Genomic DNA, 10,395 nt, shown 5'->3' with positions numbered 1-10,395 from the left:
GATTCGAACCGCCGACCTCTGCAATGTGAATGCAGCGCTCTAAACCAGCTGAGCTAATCACCCGTGTCGCCGGGAGAGCCGGCCCGCCTCGCGGCCGCCGGCCAAGTGGGTGCTACTGGATTCGAACCAGTGACCTCTACCGTGTCGGGGTAGCGCTCTGAACCAGCTGAGCTAAGCACCCTCGAAGAGAGTGGCAAATATACGGAGCGCCTCCGCAAAGGCGCAACCTTTTTATGTGTTCCGCGCTTTCCCCTCAGGGCGAGGTTTTGTATTTTGGGCGGCTCATTGAAATTCCCTACGAAACCCAGCCGATGGCCCAACGCAGAGAAGCCCGAGAAGCGGCACTGAAGGCCCTGTACGCGGAGGAGGTCAGCAAGACCGACGTCGAGCAGATCCTTGCCAACATCGTTAAGCCCGCCTTCCAGAAAGGAGACGGCGCCCTGAAATTCGCAGAGAGCCTCTTCCTGAGGGTCCTCAAGAACCAGGAGGAGGTGGACGAGGTCATCCGCGGGCACATCGAAAACTGGAAAATGGAGCGCCTGGCGATCATCGACAAGGTGATCCTGCGCATGGCCATCTGCGAGTTCCTCTTCTTCGAGGAGATTCCCACTAAGGTGACCATGAACGAGGCCATTGAACTGGCCAAGCGTTTCTCCACCAACAAGTCGGGACGTTTTGTAAACGGCATCCTCGACTCCGCGCTGGGTGCCCTGCGTGAAGAGGGCCGCATCGAGAAGAGCGGACGCGGACTTATCGAAACTAATACCAATTCCTGACCCTCACCTTTGGCTGAAGCTGACAAGTATATCGCTGTAGGCGACGTGCACGGTTGCGCCGCCTCCCTGGAGGCCCTGGTCGACAAAATGGACCCCGCAGAGCTGGCCCGACGGCAGATCGTCTTCGTGGGCGACTACATCGACCGTGGACCCGATTCGAAGGGCGTGGTCGATTTCCTGCTTAGCTTCCGGGAGGACCACGACTGCGTCTTCCTGCGGGGCAATCATGAGCAGATGTTGCTGGAGGGCATACGGATGGGCAACTTCGCCAACTGGATGTTGAACGGGGGAGGGGAGACCCTCGACTCCTACGGGGACGCGCCCGGCGTGGAGGACATCCCCGACGCGCATATGGATTTCTTCGAGGCTACCCGCCTCTTTTACGATACCCCGGACTACTTTTTCGTGCACGCGGGTCTGCCGCCCGGCCTTACCATCCGGGAGGCGGTGGAGGACGAGGAGCATCACAGCGACTTGCTCTGGGAGCGCTCCCACCTGGCCGCCCCCGAAACCGCCTGGGAGAAGACGGTGGTCTTCGGCCACACGCCACGGACCCGGCCGCTGCGCCGGGCCAACATGATTGGCATCGACACGGGCTGTGTTTTCGCCTCCCGCGGCATGGGCACGCTGACAGCCGTGCTGCTGCCCGAAGAGGAGTTTATCCAGCAGCCTAGCATCGACTGAGCGGCACCGAACCGAATTTTCAACGCATACCCTGTTTGCAAACCGACCTATGAGCCTCAAATGTGGAATCGTGGGCCTGCCCAACGTGGGCAAGTCCACCCTGTTCAACGCCCTCAGCGACGCGGGGGCCGACGCCGCCAACTTTCCCTTCTGCACCATCGATCCCAACGTGGGGGTGGTGCCGGTGCCCGACAAGCGCCTGGACACTCTCTTCGGCCTCTCCGAGTCCAAGGAGAAGGTGCCTACCAGCGTGGAGTTCGTGGACATAGCGGGCCTGGTCAAAGGGGCCTCCGAAGGGAAGGGCAAGGGCAACGCCTTCCTGTCGCACATCCGGGAGGTGGACCTCATCGTGCACGTGGTGCGCTGCTTCGACGACGAGAACGTGGTGCACGTGGAGGGGAGCGTGGACCCGGCGCGTGACATCCGCATCATCGAGGACGAGCTTATCCTTAAGGACCTCGATTCGGTGGAGAAGCGCTGGGAAAACCTCAAGAAGGCCGCCAAGAGTGGCGAGAGGGAGGACATCAGGAGGCTGGAGGTGGTCACCGAACTGAAGGAGCACCTTGAGGTGGGCAACTCCGCGCGCACCTTCCCGGCCGACGAGGAAAAACGCCGCTACTACCGCGAGCTCTTCCTGCTGTCGGAGAAGCCGGTGCTTTACGCCTGCAACGTCTCCGAGGAGGATCTCGACTCGGGCAACCGGTGGGTGGACACGGTTCGAGAGATCGCCTCCGAGCACGGCGACGAGGTGGTGACCTTCTGTGCCAAGATCGAGGCGGAGATCGCCGAGCTGGAGGAGGACGAGAAGGAGGCCTTTCTGGAGGAGCTGGGCGTGGAGAGCGGAGGACTCGACCGCCTGATCCAGGCCGCCTACAAGGAGCTGGGGCTGATCACCTTCTTTACCACGGGACCGAAGGAGACCCGCGCGTGGACCCTGGAGAAGGGCAAGACCGCCCCGGAGGCGGCCGGCAAGATCCACACCGACTTCCAGCGCGGCTTCATCCGCGCCGAGACGGCCAGCTTCGAAACTTTTAAGGAGCTCCGCTCGGAGAAGGCCGTGCGCGACGCCGGGCGCATGCGCCAGGAGGGCAAGGACTACGTGGTGCAGGACGGCGACGTCATTCTCTTCCGCTTCAACGTCTGACCGCCTCTCTTCAGCCCGCCGTACGGTCTGCCTACCTTTGTTCCGCCTCCCGCAGCCCGAAATGCGTGGTATCGGCCGGCACCCGGTCGGGCTCGATGCGGTCGGGTACTACCCATGCGTCGGGGATGCGCCGCTGCACCAGCCGGGAATAGGCATCAGCCCGTCGGTGGTCGCGGAAATTCCCCACGTGTACCTTGTAAAAGGGCGGCTGGAAGAAGGTGTAGGTATCGGCCTGGAAGGTAAGTGTGGTGTCGGCCCAGACCCGGAACTGCGAGGCTACCGAGTCGGCCAGTTGCAGGCTGCGGCTGGAATGGATCTGGATGCGAAAGCCCGCGGTGGAGTCTATGGGCTCCTCCCGCACCTCCCGCTGCTGCATGAGCGTTTCCGGGATATCGCTATGCTGGGTGGCGTGCAGATCGGCCAGGCTGGAGCGGTTGGCGTTGAGCAGTTCCTGCTCCGAGGCGGTGCGAGTCTCATCTGTCGCTGCGGCCGCAGTGTCGCCGGGCGCCTCTCCGCCGCCCCCCGGTTCGGAAGGCATGCGTGCCGGGCCACTGCAGGAGGCTGCAAGCAGGGCCACCGCCAGGAACAGTCCCGGCGCGGCATATCGCAGGAAATCAGGTAATGATCGTTGCATAGAGTGCGGAAACATCGGTTAATATCCCACGGGATGCCAGGTGGTCTTGGTCTCCTGGAAATCGGTGACGCGGTAGGGATTGCTCTGCGCCTCGTCGGTCCAGTCCTCCACCGCCTCGCCGGCCACCCGCTTGACGTTTAAAGCGGCGTTCTCCTCAATTTGTTTCCCGTACTGTTCGATAAAGCCGGCGTCGGTGTAGAGCAGCCCGTTAATATTCATGTGGGAGGAGAGGTGGGAGGTAAGTTCCTCCCGCCGGCCGGTCAGAATGTTGACCACCCCGCCGGGCACATCGGAGGAGTGAAGCACCTCGGCGAAGCTGACCGCGCCCAGCGGTTTGCTTTCGGAGGCGAGCACCACGCAGGTGTTGCCTCCCGCGATCACCGGGGCCACGACCGAGACCAGTCCCAGCAGGGGACTCTCCTCGGGCGCCCAGATGCCCACCACGCCCGTGGGTTCGGGCATCGAAAAATTGAAATGGCTGCTTGCCACCGGGTTTACCGTTCCGAAGACCTGGGCAATCTTGTCGGTCCAGCCGGCGTAGTAGATGAGCCGGTCGATGGCCAGCTCTACCCGGCGCTCGGCGGATTTCTTCTTGAGGCCGGTCTTCTGCAGCTCGGCGGCGAACTGTCCGGCGCGCCCCTCCAGCATCTCGCCGATGCGGTAGAGAATCTGTCCCCGGTTGTAGGCCGAGCGCCCGCTCCAGCCTTCGAAGGCCTTGCGGGCGGCCGTTACGGCGTCGCGCACGTCCTTGCGTGAGCAGCGGCATGCGTTGGCCAGGGGCTCGCCCTCGCCGTCCATTACCTTGTAGGTTCGGCCCGATTCACTGCGGGGAAAGGCGCCCCCCACGTAGGTCTTGTAGGTTTTCTGTACGTCCAGTCGGTCACTCATGGCTCGCGGTTGTATTTAGTGCGGTTCTTTACGGTCAAAGGGTCTCACTGAGCTTCACGTAGGGGTAAAGCCCGTGCAGGCCGCCCTCGCGTCCCACCCCGCTCTCCTTATAGCCGCCGAAGGGGGAGGTGGGGTCGAACTGGTTGTAGGTGTTGGCCCAGACCACCCCATTACGGATGCGGCTGCCCACCTTGAAGATGCGGGAGCCCTTGTCGGTCCATACGCCACCGGCCAGTCCGTAGGGCGTGTTGTTGGCTTTGTCGATGCCCTCCTCGGCGGTGCGGAAGGTCTGAATGGTGAGCACCGGGCCGAAAATCTCTTCCTGTACGATGCGGTTGGACTGTCCCACGCCCGTAAAGAGCGTGGGCTTGCAGAAGTACCCCTTTTCGGGCAGCTCGCAGGAGCTCTGGTAGATCTGCGCGCCTTCCTCCACGCCCAACTCCAGGTATCGCTGGATCTTCTCGTGCTGCTGCTGGGAGTTGACCGCGCCGATGTCGGTATTCTTGTCCAGCGGGTCGCCCACGATGAGGGTCTCCATGCGGTCGCGCAGCTTCTGCACCACGCGGTCAGCCACGCTCTCCTGCACCAGCAGGCGGGAGCCGGCGCAGCAGACATGTCCCTGGTTGAAGAAAATGGCGTTGACGATGCCCTCCACGGCCTGATCCAGCGGAGCGTCTTCGAAAATCATATTCGGACCCTTGCCGCCCAGCTCCAAAGTGTACTTCTTGCCGGTGCCGGCCAGATCCTTCATGATCTGCTTGCCCACCTCGGTGGAGCCGGTAAAGGCCACCTTGTCCACCTCCCCGTGGTTCACCAGCAGCGAGCCCGTCTGACCGGCGCCCGTCACGATGTTCACCACGCCCGGCGGCAGGCCGGCGTCCGAGCAGATCTCGGCGAACTTCAGGGCCGTCAGCGAGGTGGTTTCGGCCGGTTTGAGCACCACGGTGTTGCCGGTGGCCAGGGCGGGGGCGATCTTCCAGGCCAGCATCAACAGGGGGAAATTCCAGGGGATGACCTGCGCGGCCACACCCAGGGGGGAGGCGCTGCGCCCCGGGAAGGCGTAGTCCAGCTTGTCGGCCCAGCCCGCGTAGTAGAAAAAGTGGGCGGCCGCCAGGGGGATATCCACGTCCCGGGACTCGCGAATGGGCTTGCCCCCGTCCATGCTCTCCAGCACGGCCAGCTCGCGGGCGCGCTCTTGGATGAGACGCGCCAGGCGGAAGACGTACTTGCCTCGCTCGGCAGGTTCCAGGCCCTTCCAAACCTTCTCGTAGGCCTTGCGGGCGGCGAAAACGGCGCGGTCCACGTCCTGCTGGGTGGCTTCGGCCACCTCGGCCAGCTCCTCCTCGGTGGCAGGATTGATTGAGGAAAAATACCTTCCTTTTTCCGGCTCGGAGAACTCCCCGTCGATGTAGAGCCCGTATCGGTCGCGCAGTTCCACGTGTTCGGCGCTTTGCGGTGCCTCGTCGTACTGCCAGCCGGAGGCGAAGTCCAGTTTGGAGGCGGGGGAGGAGGGCGTGTAGCCGGCCTCCGGCTCGGGGGATTGGGTGTCTTGATCCTTTTCAGCCATGTCGTCTATACTCAGTCGTTGGAAAAGTAGTTGGGGTCCTGATATACACCGGTCTTCTGTTTTACGATCTGCATGAGCAGGTCGTTGGCCAGGGAGCTGGCGCCGAAGCGGAAACGGTCGGGCGTCAGCCAATCCGCTCCCAGGGTCTCCCGCACCAGCACCAAATACTGCAGGGCCTGCTTGGCGGTGCGGATTCCACCGGCCGGTTTCATGCCCACGAGCCGGTCTGTTTCGTAGTAAAAGTCCCGTATGGCCTCCAGCATGACCAGAGTAACCGGTTGTGTGGCAGCGGGTTGAACCTTACCTGTTGAGGTTTTTATGAAGTCGGCCCCCGCGTGCATGGCCAGGTCGCTGGCCCGCCGCACCTTCTCCAGGGTCTGCAGCTCGCCGGTCTCCAGGATCACCTTCAGATGCGCCTCCCCGCAGGCCTCCTTCACGGCGGCGATCTCGTCGTAGACGTAGTCATACTCACCCCGCAGGAAACGTCCCCTTGAAATCACCATGTCGATCTCGTCGGCGCCCGCCTCCACAGCCTGTCGCGTCTCCTCCAGCTTCAGCTCGATGCTGCTCATGCCGCTGGGAAAGGCCGTGGCCACGCTGGCAACCTTGATGCCCGTGTCGCGCAGCTCGCGGCTCGCCACCGGCACCATGTTGGGATAGACGCAGACGGCCGCCACCGTAGGCAGGTCGGGCAGGGAGGCGTAGGGTCTTTTGGCCTTCTGGCAGAGCTGGACCACCTTGCCCTCGGTGTCCATGCCCTCAAGGGTGGTAAGATCCACCATCGAGAGAGCCATTTTCAGGCCCTCCACCTTTGACTGTTTCTTGATGCTGCGCCGGTTCAGCCGGGCCACACGCTCCTCCACGGCTACCTGGTCGATGGGGACCGGGCGGCTGAAATCGGGATGCGTCTTCGGGGTCTCGGTACTCATGAATGTCTTATGGAATTTGGATCGCGGCCGTTGCCTGTAAAAGGTACGAATATGGCGGTAAAAAATTTAATGGCGCGATGCCCTGTTTTTTAATACCATGCTATCAGCGTAGTTGGAAAACACGATCACGATATACGTTCAATACAAACAACGAATGGTGAATACTATGGATGTCTCCAATATTAATTTTCTGGCGGTAGTTGCGGCGGGTCTTTCTGCATGGATTCTGGGTTCATTATGGTATTCCAAGGCCCTTTTCGGCAAGGCCTGGATGGAGGCCGTGGGACTGACGGAAGAGCAGATAGCCTCCGGCGGGGTTGCCAAGACCATATCCCTGACCTTTATTTTCGGCCTGATCATGGCCTTCAACCTGGCCATGTTCTTCTACGGCTCGCCCGAAGCGGCCGAGGCCATCACCGCGGGCAGCGGTGCCTTCTACGGCTTTCTGACCGGCTTCGGATGGATTTTCTTTGTCATCGCCACCAATGCCCTCTATGAGCAGAAATCCTGGGGCTACATCTTCATCAACGGGGGTTTCTGGACGGTGGCCTTCACGATTATGGGACTGATCCTGGGTGCCTGGAAGTAGCTGGGACTTCAATTAATTGTGCTTCATTTCACCTCAGGTGGATATGGCAGCTATAAAAAGTATAAGCTCCATACCCCCCCCTGAAAGAAGTTCACCCGATCCATACGTGCCCGAAACGCTTTTGTGTGGGTGGTGTGGCAAAACCCATGATTGGAGTGACACCGTCTCAATTGTCCAGCCGGTTCTAATTATGTACCGGACTTTTGATGGCTATTTCCTGAATTATCACCGCGTGCATGGCAACACAATCAGACCGTCAAGTCCGACAGACACCCAGCGAAAATGAATTGTTTATATCGATACCTGGTACTCTCTTTCGTATTTGGTCTAATTGGCTGTTCTGTAGAGACTCCTGCCGAGTCCAATATGCAGACATCTTTACCTGACTCGCTGGATATTCCTGCTCACATCAGGGAGATGGAGAATCTTCGGGTTATTAATCCGAAGAGATCACCGCAATACGAAATACATTTTATACACGAAAAGACCTACAGCGAACTCCCGAGAGGGCGTGGGCCAGTAGGCATAGGAGAGGGGATAGCTGTGGATGACCGTCAGAATATCTATATCCCGGATTATGACCACCAAAGTATTCTGTCCTATTCTGCCGATGGCACTATGCGCGGAAGTCTGGGGCGAGGGGGGAGAGGGCCAGGCGAGTTTCAGCGTATCGCCTATCTGTTTATGCACGGGGATCGACTTGGTGCATATGGTTTGAATTTGAGGATTATACTCTTCTCTACCGAGACGTTTGAATCAACAGAGTCAATTGTGTTCGACACTCGAGCTGCAAGTGATTCTGATGAAGTTACTTCTCCACGTCCTCATCGTTTTTTCAGCTTTAACGACGATGAATATATCGTAAGTCTGAATATTCAAAACTTGTCCGGTGATGACCGTAATTATAGAGGATATTATCGCATGAATCGGGAGGGTAAGATAATCTCCCCCAAGTTATTTGAAACGGTAATGCGGGCCAGCCACAGTTTTTCAGGAGGATCCTATTCTTTGCCATTTACTGATGAAGGTATGATTGATGTTTCACCGGAGGGGACCGTTTACAAGGCCAACACATCGGATTTTCTGATCCAAGTTTTGGACGACTCGGCAACTGGCATTGCACGATCGATTTACGTTCCCTACGAGAACGCCTCGTTGGACCGGGACCGCTTTCTGCAGGGATACGATGATTTTCTCCGCAGCAGGTTGCGAAATGCCGACTTTCCAGCCACCTGGCCGGCGCTCAACGGGTTTATAGTGGATGATGAGGAGCGCATCTGGGTTTCCACGATCACGGAAAACCAGGATACCTATGACTGGTGGGTGCTGGACAATCAAGGGAGCCTGCTGGCTCGATTTCAATGGCCCAGATCCGAGGTAATATTAAAGGTCCGGGATGGATACCTGTATGTTGCATCAGGGGCAAACACACTGGGTACCCTTGATCTTAGCAGATATAAGATTCAACTCAATAATGATATATAATAAGCATCATAATATTTTCGCCTTGCAAATCCTCCCCGCCAAGAACGGGCACTGCACGAAGCCTCGGCCAGGCGGTGGCACGCTTATTTGATAGGCATGCTGATTGGGGGGGGCAAAGCAATTCTGCCCCCGAGGTGTTGCCCCCTGAGGGGCATTTGGTGGTTAAGGGGACATTCCGGAAGGCTTGAATGCGAATAATGGCTAGTAGATAACTACATAAGAATCAGATTTTCTTGCACTTAGCAGGGCAAAGTATTAAGATACTACTGGATTAAAATTGAGAGTTCTGTCCGTATGAAGCCGTTATTTCTAGCTATTCAAGTTACACGGGGCTACTCCTTTGTAAAGGCATGGCGGGTAGCCCCGATTTTATTGAACCTGAAATCATCTGTATGAATAGAATTTATTGCCTACTGGTAATAACAACCTTCATTGGATGTACTGTTGATAATCCCGGCAGTGAACATATATCAGAAGCCCTCTCTTCGGATACCCTGAAAATCCCCGCTCACCTCCAGGAGAAGGAAAATTTGACGGCCCTGGACCCCTCCCAACCCCCTCCGTATGAAATCAGTTTCACCCCCCGGGAAATATACGGGGAGATATACCTAAACCCCATCATGTCGGCAAGCGGACATCATTATAACACCGTCAGTGTAGATAGAAAGGGTCGGGTGTATATAATGGACCGCCTGGAAGAAAATATTCATGTATACAATCCCGATGGCGCGTTACTTACCAAAATCGGAGGAGAGGGCAGAGGGCCCGGTGAATTTATAGATATGAGCACCATTCGCATGGATGGAGATCGATTGATGACATATGGTTATTCACTGAAACGTATTCAATGGTTCAATCTCGACTCCTATGATGTACATGTGGTAAATTTAAATCTGACAGAACTAACAAATGACCAGGGGAAAATAGTATTGGGAACGATTAACTCTGTGCTGCCCTTGAGAAATGGCAGTATTCTGATTGGAGGGCTTTCTCCGGCTGACGTTCGAAAGCTTTCTGAGTCAGAAAGAACCTATTTAAGGTATTATTCATTGGATGAGAATGGAAATCTCACCTCGGATGAATTATTCCAATCGGTCTTGGAGAAATTATCTCATATGGCCTTGAATGAGAATAGCCCATCCGATGAGGGTATTGTTACCGTTTCCCCCGATGGCATTATTTATCGTGCAAATACTTCGCAATTCCTGATTCATGCCATGGATGTTAAAGACTCGACCCAACGCTCTTTCTATTATCCATATGAACATGCCTCCGTGGATCGTGAACAAGTTTTTGAAGACCACAGTGATGATTTCCGGACAAGTATGGCGGATGTCGAATTTGGGGATCACTGGCCAGCCTTGCATTCCATCTTGGCGGATGATGATAATAGGCTGTGGGTATCGACCATCACCGAAGACCCGGATACCTATACCTGGTGGGTACTGAAAGATTCCGGGGAGCTTCTCGCGAAATTTGACTGGCCCCGCTCACTGGAAATCGAGACGGTGAGGAACGGCTCCATGTATGTACGTGACAGGGATTGGGAGAAGGGCGTGCTGACGGTTCAGCGCCATAAAATTCAGATGGAGCCAATAAATTGAATCGTGGAATGGTCTGATGGGAAGTATACCGATCAACGCACGCACAAATAGGTGACCTGCCAGGATTGTGTTTTCTTTCATTTTCCAACTGTTCA

General features: G+C 57.3%; 10 protein-coding genes and 1 tRNA gene. 6 read left to right on the top strand and 5 right to left on the bottom strand.

Features of this window, described 5'->3' with window-relative positions:
- Window positions 1-106 precede the first annotated feature (106 nt).
- Window positions 107-181 (bottom strand) — tRNA-Val (locus tag U5K31_15145).
- A gap of 130 nt (window positions 182-311) precedes the next feature.
- On the opposite strand from U5K31_15145, the gene nusB reads away from it, so the two are divergent.
- Genes nusB through ychF form a run of 3 tightly spaced genes read left to right on the top strand, consistent with a single transcriptional unit; the run spans window position 312 to window position 2,604 of the window.
- Complete coding sequence (gene nusB, locus U5K31_15140) at window positions 312-776, top strand: transcription antitermination factor NusB (GenBank protein ID MDZ7774058.1); 465 nt, start codon at window positions 312-314, stop codon at window positions 774-776.
- A gap of 9 nt (window positions 777-785) precedes the next feature.
- A complete protein-coding gene (locus tag U5K31_15135; GenBank protein ID MDZ7774057.1) occupies window positions 786-1,460 on the top strand; it encodes a metallophosphoesterase family protein in 675 nt (224 codons plus the stop codon).
- 49 nt (window positions 1,461-1,509) lie between these two features.
- On the top strand, window positions 1,510-2,604 hold the full coding sequence (ychF, locus tag U5K31_15130) for a redox-regulated ATPase YchF (protein ID MDZ7774056.1): 1,095 nt from the start codon (window positions 1,510-1,512) through the stop codon (window positions 2,602-2,604).
- 31 nt (window positions 2,605-2,635) lie between these two features.
- Here ychF and U5K31_15125 read toward each other — a convergent pair whose 3' ends face one another.
- From U5K31_15125 to deoC, 4 genes are read right to left on the bottom strand one after another with little or no spacing between them, the layout of a single operon-like run.
- Window positions 2,636-3,238, bottom strand: a complete 603-nt coding sequence (locus tag U5K31_15125; protein ID MDZ7774055.1) for a hypothetical protein — start codon at window positions 3,236-3,238, stop codon at window positions 2,636-2,638.
- 18 nt (window positions 3,239-3,256) lie between these two features.
- A complete protein-coding gene (locus tag U5K31_15120) occupies window positions 3,257-4,126 on the bottom strand; it encodes an aldehyde dehydrogenase family protein (GenBank protein MDZ7774054.1) in 870 nt (289 codons plus the stop codon).
- A gap of 34 nt (window positions 4,127-4,160) precedes the next feature.
- Window positions 4,161-5,693 carry an aldehyde dehydrogenase family protein gene (locus tag U5K31_15115; protein MDZ7774053.1) on the bottom strand — a complete coding sequence of 511 codons (1,533 nt, stop codon included), beginning with the start codon at window positions 5,691-5,693 and terminating at the stop codon, window positions 4,161-4,163.
- Window positions 5,694-5,704: 11 nt separating this feature from the next.
- Complete coding sequence (gene deoC / locus U5K31_15110; protein ID MDZ7774052.1) at window positions 5,705-6,622, bottom strand: deoxyribose-phosphate aldolase; 918 nt, start codon at window positions 6,620-6,622, stop codon at window positions 5,705-5,707.
- Window positions 6,623-6,788: 166 nt separating this feature from the next.
- On the opposite strand from deoC, the gene U5K31_15105 reads away from it, so the two are divergent.
- The 3 genes from U5K31_15105 to U5K31_15095 all read left to right on the top strand — a co-directional run bounded on the left by U5K31_15105 (window position 6,789) and on the right by U5K31_15095 (window position 10,300).
- On the top strand, window positions 6,789-7,211 hold the full coding sequence (locus U5K31_15105) for a DUF1761 domain-containing protein (GenBank protein MDZ7774051.1): 423 nt from the start codon (window positions 6,789-6,791) through the stop codon (window positions 7,209-7,211).
- A gap of 543 nt (window positions 7,212-7,754) precedes the next feature.
- Window positions 7,755-8,696 carry a hypothetical protein gene (locus U5K31_15100; protein ID MDZ7774050.1) on the top strand — a complete coding sequence of 314 codons (942 nt, stop codon included), beginning with the start codon at window positions 7,755-7,757 and terminating at the stop codon, window positions 8,694-8,696.
- A 350-nt stretch (window positions 8,697-9,046) separates the two neighbouring features.
- Entirely contained in the window at window positions 9,047-10,300 is a 1,254-nt protein-coding gene (locus U5K31_15095; protein ID MDZ7774049.1) for a 6-bladed beta-propeller, read from the top strand.
- The last annotated feature ends 95 nt before the right edge of the window (window positions 10,301-10,395 follow it).

Source organism: Balneolaceae bacterium (assembly GCA_034521445.1).
In the GTDB taxonomy this organism is placed as follows: Bacteria; Bacteroidota; Rhodothermia; order Balneolales; family Balneolaceae; genus JAXHMM01.
Note: the sequence above shows the minus strand (reverse complement) of the source record. Positions and strands in the feature narration are given on the sequence as shown.

Excerpts from the sequence above, each read along its gene's own strand:
- nusB (MDZ7774058.1), top strand. The coding sequence starts at position 312 with ATGGCCCAACGCAGAGAAGCCCGAGAAGCGGCACTGAAGGCCCTGTAC.
- ychF (MDZ7774056.1), top strand. The coding sequence starts at position 1,510 with ATGAGCCTCAAATGTGGAATCGTGGGCCTGCCCAACGTGGGCAAGTCC.
- U5K31_15125 (MDZ7774055.1), bottom strand. The coding sequence starts at position 3,238 with ATGCAACGATCATTACCTGATTTCCTGCGATATGCCGCGCCGGGACTG.
- U5K31_15120 (MDZ7774054.1), bottom strand. The coding sequence starts at position 4,126 with ATGAGTGACCGACTGGACGTACAGAAAACCTACAAGACCTACGTGGGG.
- U5K31_15115 (MDZ7774053.1), bottom strand. The coding sequence starts at position 5,693 with ATGGCTGAAAAGGATCAAGACACCCAATCCCCCGAGCCGGAGGCCGGC.
- deoC (MDZ7774052.1), bottom strand. The coding sequence starts at position 6,622 with ATGAGTACCGAGACCCCGAAGACGCATCCCGATTTCAGCCGCCCGGTC.
- U5K31_15105 (MDZ7774051.1), top strand. The coding sequence starts at position 6,789 with ATGGATGTCTCCAATATTAATTTTCTGGCGGTAGTTGCGGCGGGTCTT.
- U5K31_15095 (MDZ7774049.1), top strand. The coding sequence starts at position 9,047 with ATGGCGGGTAGCCCCGATTTTATTGAACCTGAAATCATCTGTATGAAT.